We start from the raw sequence: 16878 nt of genomic DNA, 5'->3' as shown, positions 1-16878 counted from the left end.
CACCGGGATAACGATGTGGAGGGGCCGGTGATTAAATCGGACACTCTTTCATTTTTTCTTCATCTGAAAGTTTATTGTATGTAAGCGTTTTTTGCTTGGAATCGAGTGATACGTTTGAAAATGGCTGAGTATTAGCTGGTGAGTCTAATTAAAGCGGGTTTTTATGAGGATTAGTGAAATGCTGCCGTGCAGAATAAGGGTTTCCCCCTGAGGTGAAAATACTTTACCTCAGGGAAAGCGGCTTGAAGTTACTCTTTATTCTCAATATTCGGCAGTAAAGCGGTAAGAATGCCTAATAACGGTAGAAAAGCGCAAATATGATAAACCATTTCAATGCTGGTATGGTCTGCAACATAGCCTAGCGCCGCCGCACCTAGCCCGCCCATGCCAAATGATAAACCAAAAAATAGCCCTGAAACCATGCCGATTTTGCCCGGAATCATCTCTTGAGCATACACCAGAATGGCTGAAAACGCAGAAGCCATAATCAGTCCGATTATCACGGTCAAAATACCGGTCCAGAACAGCGATGCATAGGGTAAAAGTAGGGTAAATGGCGCAGCACCTAGAATAGAAGCCCAAATTACATATTTACGCCCAATTCTATCTCCCACAGGCCCGCCAATAATGGTTCCGGCGGCTACGGCAAACAGAAACACAAACAGATGAACCTGAGCATTCTGCAGCGTAACGCCGAACTTATGCATCAGGTAAAAGGTGTAATAGCTGCTAATGCTCGCCAGATAGAAATATTTCGAGAATATCAGCGTTAATAAAATAAATAGTGAGAACGCAATGGTCTTATTGGGCAAGCGTTGAGCACCGCTTGGCTTAAACGCCTTGCCGCCGTTACTGCGCTGTTGGGCCTGATACCAGCGGCCTATCTGCAATAACACCACAATGGCCAGCAACGGCGCTAAGGCGAACCAGGTTAGCGCACCTTTACCGTAGGGGGCAATAAAGATAGCCGCCATTAACGGGCCTAGTGAAGAGCCGAAGTTACCACCGACCTGAAATACTGACTGGGCCATACCGTGCTTACCGCCCGATGCCATTCTGGCCACGCGTGACGATTCCGGGTGGAATACGGAAGAACCGGTTCCCACCAGCGCTGCCGCAATGAGTACCATCGGGAAGCTCGACGCGTAGGCCAACAGCATCAGCCCGACCAAGGTAAAGGTCATTCCTACCGGCAGCGAGAACGGTTTGGGGTGTTTATCGGTATATAGGCCGATCAGCGGCTGAAGCAGGGAGGCTGTGAGCTGATAGGTTAGCGTAATCAGACCAATCTGGCCGAAGCTCAGCGAGAACTCCCCCTGTAGCATCGGGTAAATAGCCACGATCAGTGACTGAGTCATATCATTTAACATATGGGAAACGCTGATCGCTCCCAGGATCCGGAACGATGTTTTGCGCGAACTATCGGCAACCGGGGGCAGAACTTCGCTACTGCTTGTTTGCTGAGTCATAGTGATTATTTATGGTGCTTAGTTAGAGGGAGTCAGCAATTAACTATCGACAGGAGAAGCCGATGGTATTCGGAATTTATCCTGACGAGTCAACGTAAATCCAGCGTTACCGCAGTATAGCTTGGCTTTTCCGTACAATAAAAGCGTTATTGTATCGCGTATGATGATTTGTCATTAATGGCGATTTTGTACCGTGTTCTGCGGGAAACGGCTACCCAGCGTCTTTTACTGCAATGACTGCAATGGGGGCGAACGCTCCGGACACTAAACGGCAAAGATCGTCCGGCTTCAGTTCAATATCCAGACCGCGCTTTCCGCCGGAGATAAAGATGCTGACAAAGCGTTTAGCACCTTCGTCAATTACGGTGGGCAGCCGCTTTTTCTGGCCCAGTGGGCTAATGCCGCCAACCAGATAGCCGGTAACGCGCTGCGCCAGCAGGGGATCGGCCATGTCGACTTTTTTGACCGACAGGACTTTAGCCATTTTTTTCAGATCCAACATGCCCGAAACCGGCACAACCGCAACGGCCAAATGCTTTGAGTCACCGTTAACGCTGACTAACAGGGTTTTATAAACGCGGTTGGCGTCCAAGCCCAACTTGTTTACCGCTTCATCGCCAAAGTTGGTTTCATTCGGATCGTGGCTGTACGGATGCAGGATGTAGTCGATTTTTTTCTGTTTAAGTAGCCTGACTGCGGGTGTCATCGGTTGTCCTTGTGTATCAATACGCTTAACCGTCAGCGTGCAACGGCTGGAGTGGTTTGCTATTTACTCGTGTTTAATAAGTCAGGCAAATTATTTTCGCCGTACAAATGCAGAGCGCCGACCACCACCACATATTTTCCTTTTGGCCGGGAATGCAGCCACTGGGCCCATAGCGCATTACGACTGCTAATCAGCAAATTATACAGATCTCCACTCATGCCATAAGGCAGGGTGAGGTTTTTTTGCTTCGGCTTGGCTTCCAGCCACCAGTCGATCATGATTTTCATCATGTCACTGTTGTCCTGCCAGTGGGCCAGTGAATCCTGTAATAGCGGTATGCCGTTATCGGGGATTCGATCTAGCAGCTGCATTTGGCGTTCGGCTCCCTCTAGCTCAATCACCGGAATTCCCATCCGATAGGCGGCCTGTATTGCCTGATAGTCAATGCCGTTTTCACTTTGCAACCCGTTCTGGTTAGCCTGCATGGCCTGTAGCATTAGAGCAGCATGCCAGCCTGGTTTATGGGCGATCGATTGAAGGCTGAGCCCTAACGAGTGGCAGCGTTCAGCCAGCTGTTGATACTGGCTTGATGAAAGCCGCTGTTGTAGAGAAGGGTAGTCATCCGGCGTATTAAAGCTGATGGGTTTGGTAATATCGACTTCGACGATCAGCGCACTCGCGTTTTCAATCTCTTTTAATAGTGCGGGCGGGAGCGGTGACATGTCCCGCGTGCCCATATGAATACTTCCTACCAAATGTAGCCGACTGCCGTTAGCGGTGTGAACGTTATAAGCCGGATAGGCTCCGACCTGTGGTGTCGCTAAGCCCATGAGTACGGCCAAACGGCGGAAGGTTGTCATCATAAGCATCCTGGAAAACTGAGTGGTTGATTGTCGTTGAGTAATGAAGAGTATTAACAGGTTAAGCCGACAGACTCAAGACGCTGAGTTTGTCGGCCTACTACACGGTCACTACACGATTACTACACGGTTACTGTAAGGCTACTACAGGCTGGCTATTGTTTAGGTTTAAAGCGCAGCAGGCGGTTAGCGTTAGCCACTACGGTAATGGAAGACAGGGCCATGGCGGCACCTGCCACCACCGGGCTGAGTAGGGTTCCGGTTAGCGGATATAACACACCGGCGGCAATCGGTATGCCTAACGAGTTATAAATAAACGCACCCAACAGGTTTTGTTTCATATTACTCAGCGTTGCTTTAGACAGTGCTAACGCATCGGATACCCCGGTGAGGCTATGTCGCATCAGGGTTATTGCCGCCGTTTCTATGGCTATATCACTGCCGCCGCCCATGGCGATACCCACATCGGCACAGGCCAGCGCCGGGGCATCGTTAATGCCATCACCCACCATGGCCACCTTATGGCCAGAAGCCTGCAGTTGCTTGATGGCGTCGGCTTTACCATCGGGTAATACTCCGGCAATCACTTTATCGATACCGGCCTCTTTAGCGATAGCGTTGGCCGTCACCGGGTTATCACCGGTCAGCATCACCAGCCGGTAGCCTTGTTGATGCAACCGTTCCAGCGCCTTAACGCTATCGCTTCTCAGCGGATCGCGGATTGCCAATAGCGCAACCAGCCTGTCGTTGGCTGCCAGTAGCACCGGCGTTGCGCCGCGTTCAGCCTCTGAGCGCATGGTTTCTGCCGCTTCGCTGATGTCGATGTTCAGTAAAGCCATCAGGCGATCGTTACCCAGCAGTAGTGCGTTGTCGTTCAGGGTCCCGCTAACGCCAAGCCCGCGAAGCGTGCGGAAATCACTGACAGCGGGCAAGCTTATTTCACCGGCCTTGGTTAGTATCGCATGGGCCAGAGGATGACTCGCCCCCTGTTCCAGCGCGGCGGCCCATTCCAGCGCCTGAGCTTCATTGGTATTGGCAAAAGTATAAATCGCAGTAACCTGCGGCTTACCTTCCGTCAGGGTACCGGTTTTATCAAACACCACGGTATCAACATGGCTGGCCTGCTGCAGGGCATCGGCATCTCTGACTAACACCCCCAGTTCGGCCGCCCGACCCACGCCGGAAATAATCGACATCGGGGTTGCCAGCCCAAGCGCACAGGGGCAGGCAATGATTAATACCGTCGTGACGATAACCAAGGTATAAACCAGCTGCGGCTGCGGCCCGATCGCATACCAAATCAGCCCAGCGAGCAGCGCAACAGCCACCACCACCGGAACAAACACCGATGAAATACGGTCGGCCATTCGGCCAATTTCGGGCTTACTGCTTTGAGCTTGGCGAACCAGCTTAATAATTCGCGCCAGCGTAGTCTGATTGCCAATGGCACCGGCACGGAACAGGGCGCTGCCGTCCTGAACGACGGTACCGGCGTGGATTTTAGCGTTGGCTTCCACCGACTTTTGCTGTGGCATCGCTTCGCCGGTCAGCATGGCTTCATCCAGCCAGATTTCGCCCTGAATCACTTCACCGTCAACGGGTACGCGATCTCCCGTGACTAAGCGAATCGTCATGCCCAGCTCTACGTCAGATAGCGGAATGATCTGTTCACCCTGTTCGGTAACCACTTTAGCGGTGGGCGGAGTCAAATCTAAAAGCCGCTCCAGCGCTTTAGATGAACGCTGCCTTGCCCGCTGTTCCAGCATATGACCGAGGTTGATCAAACCAATAATCATGGCGCTGGCTTCAAAGTAAATATGCCGGGCCGCCATCGGGAAAACCTCTGGCCAGACGGCTACGCTGATGGAGTAAATCCACGCCGCGCCGGTACCTAAGGCAATCAGGGTATCCATGGTGGCGCTGCCATTCATCAGGCTGCGCCAGGCATTAACGTAGAAATGCCCGCCAGCGACAATCATCACCGCCAGCGTGACCAGACCCACGGCTATCCAATAAGGCTGACTGTCAGGCGTCACCATCATGGTGCCGCCCAAAATGCCCCACAGCATCAGCGGTGCACCCAAGGCTAAGGCCAGAGCAGACTGCCAGCGATAGCGTTGAATACTTTGCCGTGAGGTCTCGTGCTGGCGGGCTCTGCGCTCATCTTCATCGAGAATGATTTCTGCTCCATAGCCCGCTTTTTCAACCGCAATGATTAAATCGGCCTGCTGCGCCTGGCCGAAAACCATGGCGCTACGCTCGGCCAGATTGACCCGCGCCTGTTCAACGCCCGGTACGCTTTCCAGCGCTTTTTGTACTTTACTAACGCAGCTGGCGCAGCTCATGCCGCTGAGTAAAAGCTGTAGGCTATCGTCGCCACCACCGGCAGAGATCGCCGTTGGCAAACCGGCTACCGGAATACCGCTATTGGCCGCTGTCATCGGCTCCGGTTGTTCTGATACTGACAGCGGCTCAGATTTTGGGTGAGAAAACTCCCCGCTCAGCGTCGCGTGATAGCCCGCCTGTTCGATCGCAGCGATTAGCGTTTCTGCGCTGGCGCTACCGTAAACCTCGGCTTTATCGATGGTTACGTTTGCGGCGAATACCCCATCAATGGCCTCTAACGCTTTGGTGGCTGTTTTGGTGCAGTGGCCGCAGCTTAGACCCGATAGGTTAAGCGTAACGTCTGGCTGAGCCAGCTCCGCCTTATAGCCACTTTGTTCAACGGCGGCGATAAGCTCAGCGTTATTCAGGCTGCTCACCACTTTGGCATACTGTACGTTTACGTCGGACGACTGTACGCCGGCTAAGGCATCCAGCGCTTTTTTAACTTTCCCGGCGCATCCCATACAGGACAAACCTTCCAGATGAAAAATCGTTGTGTGTGTCATCATAAACCCCCTGAGTATTCTTCAGATTAGTATCGAAACCGGTTGGTTATCTCACCTATAAATGAGTTTAAACCTTCCAGCAACAGGAAGGTCAAGGGCGAGTCTTCATTTAGTTTGATTTAATAAAAGCGGGGTGGTTTGAAACCCATTGCGATCGGATAGCGCCTTTCACCCCATATGCTTTTTAATTATTTAATATGTCTTTCGATTCTTTAATCTAACCAAACCCGCAAGATACTCTTAGACGCATTCATTCTAAGGGATCCGCATACTATGTCCGATAAGGCGATATCTACCCCTGTTTTACCGCTGTCTCAGGAGCAACTGGCGCAGTTAACAGCGGTTACCGCGGGGCTGAGTTCCATTCAAATAGCCTGGGTGTCCGGTTACCTATGGGGGTTGAGCAGTCAGGGTTCGGAAACGCTGTCCGTCTTATCGGCTCAGCCGGTAGCCGCGTCTGCTTCGGAAAAACCGATTACCATACTGTCAGCCTCGCAGACCGGCAACGCCCGACGGGTGGCCGCTCAGCTACGGGACGACCTCACTCATGCCGGGCTACCCGCCGTTCTGGTTAACGCGGGTGACTATAAATTCAAACAGATCGATCGGGAGCAACGGCTGGTTGTTGTGGTGTCGACTCAGGGTGAGGGCGATGCGCCGGAAGAGGCCATTGCGCTATACAAATACCTGTTCTCCAAAAAGGTTCCGCAGCTAAGCCAGACTCAGTTTGCGGTTTTTGGCTTAGGCGATACCTCTTATAAAAACTTCTGTCAGACCGGTAAAGATTTTGATGCCCGTCTGGCTGAACTGGGCGCAACTCGTTTTATGGAGCGGGTCGATGCCGATGTCGATTATCAGCCACTGGCGGAACTATGGCGTAAAAAGGTGGTTGAGCATTTGACGTTGGCGATCAAAGCCAGCGCTCAGGCTGCCGTGCCCGCATCGTCAGCCAGCTCTACTGAGCCCAACGCCAAGTACAATAAAGAACGGCCGTTGATTGCCGAACTGTCGGTTAATCAAAAAATTACCTCCCGTAGCTCCGATAAAGATATTCGCCATATCGAAATTAATTTGGGTGATTCCGGGCTCAGCTATCAGCCGGGTGACGCGCTGGGGGTTTGGTTTCATAACGATCCTGAACTGATAGCGCGGTTGCTGTCTGAATTGAGCTTAACCGGCGACGAGCCGATTGAGGTTAAGGGCAAAATTGAACCGCTGCGCGATGCGCTGAAGTATCACTACGAACTGACGCAGAACACCGCCAGCATTGTGGAATCGTATGCGCTGCTTTCCCAAGATGCCCGCTTGGCCGAATTAGTCAAAGATAAGCCCCGCTTGCAGTCCTATGCGCAGAATACGCCGGTGGTAGATATGGTTCGCCGTGCGCCCTGCAGGCTAGATGCCCAAGCGCTGATAAGCCTGTTACGCCCAATAACGCCAAGGCTTTACTCGATTGCCTCATCGCAAGAAGAGGTGGGCAATGAAGCGCATCTTACCGTTGGCGTGGTGCGTTATGACATTGACGGGCAGCCTCGCACCGGCGGCGCTTCCGGCTTCTTAGCCGATCGTCTGGAGGAAGAGGGGGAAATAGCGGTGTTTGTTGAACACAATGACAACTTCCGCCTGCCTGACGACCCTGAAACGCCAATCGTGATGATTGGGCCGGGCACCGGTATTGCGCCGTTTCGGGCCTTTTTGCAACATCGGGAAGCCACCGACGCCACCGGAAAAAACTGGCTGATGTTTGGTAACCCGCATTTTACCTCTGATTTTCTTTATCAGGTTGAGTGGCAACGCTACGTTAAAAGCGGGTTGATAAACCGTATCGATCTGGCGTGGTCGCGGGATCAGGAACACAAAGTCTACGTACAGGACAAGCTGCGCGAGAACGGCAGCGAACTATGGCAATGGATTCAGAATGGCGCCCATCTTTATGTTTGCGGTGATGCAAACCGCATGGCTAAAGACGTCGAGCGGGCGTTGCTGGACGTTGTGTCTATTCACGGTTCAATGGACCTTGAACAGGCCGACGAGTTTTTAAGCGAATTGCGCCTCGAAAAGCGCTATCAGCGGGATGTCTATTAATGAGCGATGATTCTGAACTAAATCCAGTACCAAATCAGCTACCAAATCAGCAACAACAGGTAGCGCCAAAGCTGTCGGATAACGAAAGGCTTAAAGGCGAGAGTAACTTCCTGCGCGGAACCATTGCCGACGACCTGAAAGACGGGTTAACCGGTGGTTTTCGAGGCGATAACTTTCAGCTAATTCGCTTTCACGGCATGTATCAACAAGACGATCGCGACCTGCGTGCCGAACGCGCAGAGCAAAAGCTCGAACCGCTACTGAACGTGATGTTGCGCTGTCGGCTACCGGGCGGAATTATTACTCCACGGCAGTGGCTGGGAATCGACCGGTTTGCGGCGCAAGACACGCTATACGGTAGTATTCGCCTGACAACTCGCCAGACCTTTCAGTTTCACGGCGTGTTAAAAAACGATATTAAACCGATGCACCAGTTGCTTAACAGCTTGGGGCTAGACTCTATCGCCACCGCTGGCGACGTTAATCGCAACGTGCTTTGTACCTCTAATCCGGTTGAGTCCGTGCTGCATCAGCAAGCCTATGAATGGGCGAAAAAGATCTCTGAACATTTGCTGCCGAAAACGCGCGCTTATGTAGAAATCTGGCTGGACGGCGAAAAGCTGGAAACCACCGACGTAGAGCCGGTGCTGGGTTCAACCTATTTGCCGCGTAAGTTTAAAACCACGGTGGTGATCCCACCGGATAACGATGTCGATCTTCACGCCAACGACCTCAACTTTGTGGCGGTGGGTGAAAAGGGCCAACTGGTTGGTTTTAACGTACTGGTCGGCGGTGGTCTGGCGATGACCCACGGCGATAAACTGACTTATCCGCGAAAAGCCTCTGAATTTGGCTATATTCCGCTGGAATATACGCTGGCTATCGCGGAAGCGGTGGTTGCGACCCAGCGCGATTGGGGAAATCGCTCAGAGCGAAAAAATGCAAAAACCAAATATACCCTTGAACGGGTTGGCGTTGAGGCGTTTAAACAGGAAGTCGAAAAACGGGCCGGGATTAGCTTTGCGCCGGTTGTACCCTATGAGTTTACCTCTCGCGGCGATCGTATTGGCTGGGTAGAAGGCATCGATAATAAATGGCATTTGACGCTGTTTATTGAAAACGGTCGCCTGCTGGACTATCCGGGCCGAACGTTGAAAAGCGGCATGGCTGAAATTGCTAAAATCCATAAAGGTGATTTTCGTTTAACGGCCAACCAAAATTTGATCGTTGCCGGTATTTTGCCGGAAGATAAAGCCCAGATTGAGCGCTTAGCCCGCCAGCACGGTTTGATTAACGACGGCGTCACCGAACAGCGTAAAAACTCAATGGCCTGCGTTTCTTTTCCAACCTGCCCGTTGGCCATGGCCGAAGCGGAACGTTTCCTGCCTGAGTTCGTGACCAACGTTGAAGGTATTATGGCTCAGCATAACGTACCTGATGAACACATTGTTTTGCGGGTAACCGGATGCCCGAACGGCTGCGGCCGGGCGATGTTGGCGGAAGTCGGTCTGGTAGGCAAGGCCCCCGATCGCTATAACCTGCATTTAGGCGGTAATCGTGAAGGCACTCGGATCCCGAGAATGTATCGCGAGAATATTACCTCCGCCGAAATTTTATCTGAGCTGGATGGGCTAATTGGCCGCTGGGCCGGTCAGCGCCACTCAGATGAAGGCTTTGGCGACTATACGATCCGCGCCGGTATTGTTAAACCGGTTATCGATTCGGCCCGTGATTTTTACGATTGAGGCGATCTCATGACTGATATTGATTTAGCGGCGCTCAGCGCGCTGTCGGGTGAGCAACAAACGGCAGAACTGGCGGATATTAACCGCCGGTTAGAATCGTTGTCAGCAGCCAAACGGGTTGAATGGGCGCTAGAACATTTACCCGAGAACAAGGTGCTTTCTTCCAGTTTTGGCATTCAGGCGGCGGTGTGTTTGCATTTAGTCAGCCGTCAACGCCCGGATATTCCCGTGGTATTGACGGATACCGGCTATTTGTTCCCGGAGACCTATCAGTTTATTGACCGCCTGACTGAGCAGCTTGGGCTAAATCTGAAAGTCTATCGTTCATTGCATACGCCAGCCTGGCAGGAAGCCCGCTACGGAAAACTGTGGGAGCAGGGCGTAGAAGGGATTGATCGCTACAACCAACTGAATAAGGTCGAGCCGATGAGCCGGGCGCTGACGGAGCTACAGGCTCAAACCTGGTTTGCCGGCCTGCGCCGCGAACAGTCCGGCAGCCGGGGCTTATTACCGGTACTGGCTATTCAGCGCGGTGTGTTTAAATTCCTGCCGATCGTTGACTGGGATAGCCGACAGGTTTACCGCTACCTGACGGATAACGAACTCAGCTACCACCCGCTATGGGATCAAGGGTATCTATCGGTTGGTGACACGCATACCACCCGTAAATGGGAACCGGGAATGAGCGAAGAACAGACCCGTTTTTTTGGCCTGAAGCGTGAATGCGGGCTGCATGAAGGGTAAGGGTTCTGGTAATTAACGCTGACTAACACCGGCTAACAATGCTATCGCGGCCGGTTTTGCGTGACTTGGCGCAGGTTATAACGCTTGTTGCTCAGGCTGGGTTTTTTTATCGTTTTGTTTATTTATTCCCCGTTATGTCGAATTCTAGATCTGCTTCGCAAAACGGCTGAAAAGCCATAAGGCCGTTAACCAACTTTTCTGCGTTTACTCCCACGATTTAACTAAATTTTTCCTTTAGTCATTATCTTTTTTCTATTGCTGATACGGTGAGCTATCTATTTATTTTAGTAAATACACGGCATTAGGCTGATGTTGCTAATGCTCCACCGTTATTTTTTTGATGGGTAAATATCGGGCGGTTTAAATAAATGACTTTCATTTATTTGTAACTACTCTATAATTCCCAATATGGGAACTTGATTGACGATGAAAGTATTAGGCGTCTCCAGACTTGAAGCGTTTTATAAGAAGCACAATCAGGCTAAAGGGCCGTTAGAAGCTTGGCTCGATGATGTGAAAAGAGCCGATTGGAAAACGCCCCAAGATATAAAAAATGGCTATAAAACGGCGAGTTTTATCCATGGCAACGTGGCTATTTTCAACATAAAAGGGAATACCTACAGGCTGTCGGTTAACGTTCAATATGCCTTTGGTCAGGTATTAATTCTGTGGGTTGGTACCCACGCTGAATATGACAAAGTGGAGTTTTGGTTATGACAACGTTTAAAATTTTACGCAGTAAAGAAGATCACGATGAGGCGCTTGTGCGTATGGCGCAGCTAATGGCTTCTGAGCCAGAAATCGGCACGGAAAAGGGCGATGAACTCGAAATTCTGGCGCTGCTCGTTGAAGACTATGAACGAAAAAATCATCCCATTGATAAACCATCTCCAATTGAGGCGATCAAATATCTGATGGATAAAAAGGGTCTATCCCAGTCAGATATGACGCGCTATTTAGGCTCAAAGTCTAAGGTATCAGAAGTTCTTAACGGGAAACGAGCGTTAAGCATTTCCATGATCAGAAAGCTTCATCATGAGCTGGGCATTCCGGCAGATATCCTCATTCAGGATATGAATAGCATTGACTGGGAACTGGCCAATAGCAACATCGAGCCTAAAGTACGGCTGCGAATATTGGCGAACTAGAGGCCAGCTCATCATAGAACGGATTGTTCCACTAAGCTGATAACAAATCTCAATAATTGAATGTTTGGTCTTAAAATAGCTAACCGTAGGGAAACCGGGCCCGGAGCACTATATGCTCAAAAGCGCTGCGCTTCGGCCACCGGAAAATGGCCAATCAGGCTAATAGTCGATGAATAATTATTCTACACCGATTCGGTTCGACGTTCTTTGGCCCTATTTAGATCTCAACATCAGTTTCTATTCCATTCAGCTATATCAAATACTTTTTCATCATTTCTATCGTGGCGTAGGACTCTCTATAGTCAGGCTATAACTTTGTTAACTGAGCGAAGATTGCCTTGGATTACCTACCGATATTTACCGATCTTAAACATCGACCGGTGCTGGTTGTTGGCGGCGGGGACGTGGCTGCCCGTAAAATCGCGCTGTTACTGAGCGCTGGGGCCAAGGTGTTTGTCGTGTCTGACGCGTTATCTGACCCCGTGGCGGAGCTTCATCAGCAGGGGGTTATTCACTGGCTAGCCAAACGTTTCGATGCCTCTCAGCTCGATGATATTTTTCTGGCGATTGCAGCCACTAACGACAGCACGCTGAATGCCCGGGTTTTTCAGGCGGCCAACCAGCGGCGCAGGCTGGTTAATGTGGTTGACGATCCTGCCCGTTGCTCGTTTATCTTCCCTTCTATTATTGACCGTTCTCCGCTGGTGGTTGCCGTATCGTCCGGTGGTAAAGCGCCGGTACTGGCCCGTTTGTTGCGGGAAAAACTAGAGGCCCTGTTACCCGCCAGCCTCGGAACCGTAGCCGAAATAGCGGGTAGCTGGCGCGGTCGGGTTAAGCAACGGTTGAAAACTATCGTTGAACGCCGCCGGTTCTGGGAGCGTATTTTTAACGGCCGCTTTGCCGCACTGGTTGCCGCTAACCGTATTCACGATGCTCAGGCTGAGCTTGAGCAACAGCTTTTACATCATGAAGGCCAAACCGGCGACGTTACGCTGGTCGGAGCCGGTCCGGGCGACGCCGGGCTGTTGACCCTGCGCGGGCTGCAGGCGATTCAGCAGGCCGATGTGGTACTGCATGACTCGTTAGTCACCGATGACATTCTGGCATTGGTTCGCCGGGACGCAGAGCAAATTAGCGTGGGTAAAAGAGCCGGTGCTCACTCGGTGGCGCAGGAAGAGACTAATCAGCTTTTGGTTAAGCTTGCCCGACAGGGCAAGCGGGTGGTGCGCTTGAAAGGCGGCGATCCGTTCATTTTTGGCCGGGGCGGCGAAGAGTTAGAAGTGCTGGCTGCGGCAGGCATTCCTTTTCAGGTAGTTCCGGGAATTACCGCTGCGGCAGGCGCTACGGCCTATGCCGGCATTCCGCTGACGCACCGGGATTATGCTCAAAGCGTTACTTTTATTACCGGCCGCTGCCGCCTTGAGTCTGACGGCCTTAACTGGTCTCAGCTGGCTCAGGGGCACCAAACGCTGGCTATCTATATGGGGGCGGTAAAAGCCTCTGATATCCAGCATCAATTAATCACGCACGGGCGTGCGCCATCAACGCCGATTGCCGTTATCGGGCGCGGAACCCGTGCCGATCAACAGGTATTAACCGGCACCTTATTACAGCTTAGCGATTTGGCTAAGCAAGCCCCTTCACCGGCGCTGTTAGTAATCGGTGAGGTTGCCGCGCTGCATCAGCGCCTTAGCTGGTTCGGTGAGTCGGCCGATCGTCAAATATTCCAACAGAATCAACCGGCGCAATGGCAGTCGGTGGTCAATTTAGCTTAACCGCCGTCAGGCAGCGAACTGAGGTATTAACGTGGACGAAAAACGACTGACTCATCTGCGCCAACTGGAGGCAGAAAGCATACATATTATCCGTGAGGTTGCGGCGGAGTTTTCTAATCCGGTCATGCTGTATTCGATTGGTAAAGATTCATCGGTGATGCTGCACTTAGCCCGCAAGGCTTTCTTTCCGGGAAATTTACCCTTTCCGCTGCTGCACGTCGATACCGGCTGGAAGTTTCAGGAAATGTATCAGTTCCGCGATCGGATGGCACAAACCTATGGCTTTGATTTATTGGTTCATCAAAATCCAGAAGGGTTAGCCATGGGGATTAATCCGTTTGTTCACGGCAGCGCCAAGCATACTGACATCATGAAAACCGAAGGATTAAAGCAGGCACTGAACAAGTACGGTTTCGATGCTGCCTTTGGCGGAGCCCGCCGCGATGAAGAGAAGTCCAGGGCTAAAGAGCGAATCTATTCGTTTCGCGATCGCTTTCACCGCTGGGACCCGAAAAATCAGCGCCCGGAGCTGTGGCATAACTATAACGGCCAGATTAATAAAGGCGAAAGCATCCGCGTTTTCCCGCTTTCTAACTGGACCGAGCTGGATATCTGGCAATACATCTTTTTAGAAAACATTGACATTGTTCCGCTGTATCTGGCGAAACCTCGCCCGATTCTAGAGCGTGACGGCATGCTGATGATGGCGGATGACAATCGTATCGACCTTCAGCCGGGCGAGGTGATTGTGAAACGTAAAGTACGTTTCCGTACTCTCGGCTGCTGGCCGTTGACCGGCGCCGTAGAGTCTGAGGCTGAAACATTGCCTGAAATCATTGAAGAGATGTTGGTATCGACAACCAGTGAACGGCAGGGGCGGATGATTGACCGCGATCAGGCCGGCTCAATGGAACTTAAAAAACGTCAGGGCTACTTCTGAGGGGAAGCATTATGGGTGCAGTGATTAATCATCCGCCGGTTATTAACGATGCGATTGCCCGGCAAATCGCCGAGCAGGGCGGCGTTGAAGCCTATCTTCACGCCCAGCAGAATAAGAGCCTGCTGCGTTTTTTGACCTGTGGTAGCGTTGACGATGGTAAAAGCACCCTGATAGGGCGCTTGCTACACGATACCCGCCAGATTTATGAAGACCAGCTTTCAACGCTGCACAGCGATAGTAAACGCATCGGTACCGCCGGTGACAAACTGGATCTGGCCCTGTTGGTTGACGGGCTTCAGGCTGAGCGTGAGCAGGGAATTACCATCGACGTTGCCTATCGCTATTTTTCTACTGAAAAGCGTAAATTTATTATTGCCGACACGCCGGGCCACGAGCAGTACACGCGAAATATGGCGACCGGCGCGTCGACCTGTGATTTAGCCATTTTGCTGATCGATGCCCGCAAAGGCGTTCTGGCCCAGACCCGCCGCCATAGCTTTATTGCTACGCTACTGGGGATTCGCCATTTGGTGGTGGCGATTAACAAAATGGACCTGATGGACTATAGCCAGTCAGCGTTCGAGCAAATTAGCCGTGATTATCTGGCCTTTGCCCAGCAGCTACCTGCCGATCTGGATATTAAATTTGTTCCGCTATCTGCGCTGGACGGTGACAACGTTGCGCTGCCTTCTTCCGCTATGCCTTGGTATTCAGGGGCAACGTTACTGGAGATTTTAGAATCCGTTAACGTGATTGCTGAACGAGAGGAACGACCATTACGTTTTCCGGTTCAGTACGTTAACCGGCCGAACCTAGACTTTCGGGGCTATGCCGGAACGCTGTCATCGGGCATTGTTCAGGTCGGGCAGGAGATTAAGGTGCTGCCTTCCGGCGTAATCAGTAGGGTAACGCGCATTGTCACCTTTGACGGTGACCGCCAGCAGGCCTACCCGGGTGAGGCAATTACGTTGGTATTAAGCGATGAGATTGATATCAGCCGTGGAGATTTATTAGTGGCTGCGCACGATAACGGCTTACAGCCAGCCCAGAGCGCAACGCTGGACGTTGTTTGGATGGCTGAAAACCCGTTGCTGCCGGGGCAAAGCTACGATATCAAAGTGGCCGGTAAGAAAAGCCGGGTGCGGGTTGAGGCCATACGGCATCAGCGCGACGTCAATTCTCTTGAGCTGCGTGAATCGACCGGGCTGCCGCTGAACGGTATTGGCGTGGTGGACGTCGCTTTTGACGAACCGCTGCTGTTTGACCGCTATCAGAATAATCAGGATACCGGCAGCCTGATCTTTATCGACCGTTTAACCAACGTGACGGTGGGGGCTGGCTTGGTGTGCGAAACGCATTCCGGCAGCGTGGCTACGGTGCAAAAAACCGCGGCTGACAGTGAGTTTGAAAAAGAGCTGAATGCGTTGGTCAGGCGTTACTATCCACATTGGAATGCCAGCGATTTGTCTCAGTGAGGCTAAGGTGTTTTTATGCAGCAGAACGTTGTCTGGCATTCACATGCCATAACCCGAACCGAGCGGGAAGTGGCCAACCAGCACTGTGCGGTAGTGGTCTGGCTAACCGGACTATCCGGTTCGGGTAAGTCAACCATTGCCGGCGCGCTGGAACAGGCGCTACACCATCGGGGGGTGCATACTTACCTGCTGGACGGTGATAACGTCCGTCACGGTTTGTGTCAGGATTTGGGCTTTTCTGACGGTGACCGGCGGGAGAATATTCGCCGCGTTGGTGAAGTTGCCGGTTTAATGATGGATGCCGGGCTGGTGGTGATTACCGCTTTTATTTCTCCTTATCGCCACGATCGGGAGAGCGTCGCTCTGCGCCTGCCACCGGGCAGCTTTATTGAAGTGTTTGTTGATACGCCGATTGAAATCTGTGAACGGCGCGATCCTAAAGGGTTGTATAAGAAAGCCCGTCGGGGCGAAATCAAGCAGTTTACCGGTATCGATTTACCCTATGAACAACCGCTCAATCCGGATGTCCATCTCGACGGAAAACTGCCGCTGGAACAGCTGGTGGACAGGCTGGTGGGGGAATTGCATCAGCGGGCTATTATTTAGCCCTATCGGCATGTTTTTCTTTTTTGATGTGGCGTTTATTTGCTTTATCCAAGTTTTTGAAGTTTGTTCAAAACAACGGGGTTTGGTTTCAAGCGATGAACGCATTTTTATTTGTAAAAATAGCTAATTAGCCCGTAATGCCGATCAGTTAAGGATCGGTTGACCGATCCAGTGGTTGTGTAAGAATCCGGAAATGCTCACCCGTTTCCGGATTTTTTTATGCACATTGGACAGGCCCTTGATCTCGTTTCTAGTTACGACTCCTTGCGTAACCCACTAACTTCTCTCGGCGATTTTCTTGACCAGAAGCTCATCTCTCGTTGTCTTGCCGAGTCCGGCACAGTCACCCTGCGTAAACGCCGCCTGCCCCTGGAAATGATGGTCTGGTGCATCGTTGGCATGGCTCTTGAACGTAAAGAGCCGCTTCATCAAAT

The 16878-nt window shown here is 51.7% G+C and carries 14 protein-coding genes; 10 read left to right on the top strand and 4 right to left on the bottom strand.

Annotated features, from left to right (window positions below; all coding sequences use genetic code 11):
- Positions 1 to 248: 248 nt before the first annotated feature.
- The 4 genes from GVI43_RS11880 to copA all read right to left on the bottom strand — a co-directional run bounded on the left by GVI43_RS11880 (position 249) and on the right by copA (position 5926).
- Positions 249 to 1469 (bottom strand): MFS transporter, encoded by a 1221-nt coding sequence (locus GVI43_RS11880; protein ID WP_159567082.1) that lies wholly within the window; start codon positions 1467 to 1469, stop codon positions 249 to 251.
- A 211-nt stretch (positions 1470 to 1680) separates the two neighbouring features.
- Positions 1681 to 2175: a Cys-tRNA(Pro)/Cys-tRNA(Cys) deacylase YbaK gene (ybaK, locus tag GVI43_RS11875; protein ID WP_159567081.1), complete on the bottom strand. Its 495-nt coding sequence runs from the start codon at positions 2173 to 2175 to the stop codon at positions 1681 to 1683.
- A gap of 59 nt (positions 2176 to 2234) precedes the next feature.
- Positions 2235 to 3038: a TraB/GumN family protein gene (locus tag GVI43_RS11870; protein WP_159567080.1), complete on the bottom strand. Its 804-nt coding sequence runs from the start codon at positions 3036 to 3038 to the stop codon at positions 2235 to 2237.
- Between the two features lie 152 nt (positions 3039 to 3190).
- Positions 3191 to 5926, bottom strand: a complete 2736-nt coding sequence (copA, locus tag GVI43_RS11865) for a copper-exporting P-type ATPase CopA (RefSeq protein ID WP_159567150.1) — start codon at positions 5924 to 5926, stop codon at positions 3191 to 3193.
- Positions 5927 to 6199: 273 nt separating this feature from the next.
- Here copA and cysJ point away from each other — a divergent pair, with 273 nt between their 5' ends.
- The 10 genes from cysJ to GVI43_RS11815 form a co-directional block, all read left to right on the top strand.
- Positions 6200 to 8011: an NADPH-dependent assimilatory sulfite reductase flavoprotein subunit gene (cysJ, locus tag GVI43_RS11860; protein ID WP_159567079.1), complete on the top strand. Its 1812-nt coding sequence runs from the start codon at positions 6200 to 6202 to the stop codon at positions 8009 to 8011.
- Positions 8011 to 9756: an assimilatory sulfite reductase (NADPH) hemoprotein subunit gene (gene cysI, locus GVI43_RS11855; protein WP_159567078.1), complete on the top strand. Its 1746-nt coding sequence runs from the start codon at positions 8011 to 8013 to the stop codon at positions 9754 to 9756. Before cysJ ends, cysI begins: the two co-directional genes overlap by 1 nt.
- A 9-nt stretch (positions 9757 to 9765) precedes the next feature.
- Positions 9766 to 10500, top strand: a complete 735-nt coding sequence (locus GVI43_RS11850) for a phosphoadenylyl-sulfate reductase (RefSeq protein ID WP_159567077.1) — start codon at positions 9766 to 9768, stop codon at positions 10498 to 10500.
- 426 nt (positions 10501 to 10926) lie between these two features.
- Positions 10927 to 11217 carry a type II toxin-antitoxin system HigB family toxin gene (locus GVI43_RS11845; RefSeq protein ID WP_159567076.1) on the top strand — a complete coding sequence of 97 codons (291 nt, stop codon included), beginning with the start codon at positions 10927 to 10929 and terminating at the stop codon, positions 11215 to 11217.
- Complete coding sequence (locus tag GVI43_RS11840) at positions 11214 to 11648, top strand: helix-turn-helix domain-containing protein (protein ID WP_159567075.1); 435 nt, start codon at positions 11214 to 11216, stop codon at positions 11646 to 11648. The genes GVI43_RS11845 and GVI43_RS11840 overlap by 4 nt, the downstream gene beginning before the upstream one ends.
- Before the next feature lie 338 nt (positions 11649 to 11986).
- Complete coding sequence (gene cysG / locus GVI43_RS11835) at positions 11987 to 13423, top strand: siroheme synthase CysG (protein ID WP_159567074.1); 1437 nt, start codon at positions 11987 to 11989, stop codon at positions 13421 to 13423.
- A 31-nt stretch (positions 13424 to 13454) separates the two neighbouring features.
- Entirely contained in the window at positions 13455 to 14363 is a 909-nt protein-coding gene (gene cysD / locus GVI43_RS11830) for a sulfate adenylyltransferase subunit CysD (RefSeq protein WP_159567073.1), read from the top strand.
- Between the two features lie 11 nt (positions 14364 to 14374).
- Positions 14375 to 15838, top strand: a complete 1464-nt coding sequence (gene cysN / locus GVI43_RS11825; protein WP_159567072.1) for a sulfate adenylyltransferase subunit CysN — start codon at positions 14375 to 14377, stop codon at positions 15836 to 15838.
- 15 nt (positions 15839 to 15853) lie between these two features.
- The gene (cysC, locus tag GVI43_RS11820; RefSeq protein ID WP_159567071.1) at positions 15854 to 16444 is read left to right on the top strand and encodes an adenylyl-sulfate kinase; all 591 of its coding nucleotides are present in this window, start codon (positions 15854 to 15856) and stop codon (positions 16442 to 16444) included.
- 219 nt (positions 16445 to 16663) lie between these two features.
- Positions 16664 to 16878 (top strand): transposase domain-containing protein (locus GVI43_RS11815; RefSeq protein ID WP_211959091.1); only part of this gene is annotated, 215 nt, incomplete at its 3' end.

Origin of the sequence: Budvicia diplopodorum (assembly GCF_009800925.1) — a bacterium.
GTDB lineage: Bacteria > Pseudomonadota > Gammaproteobacteria > Enterobacterales > Enterobacteriaceae > Budvicia > Budvicia diplopodorum.
Note: the sequence above shows the minus strand (reverse complement) of the source record. Positions and strands in the feature narration are given on the sequence as shown.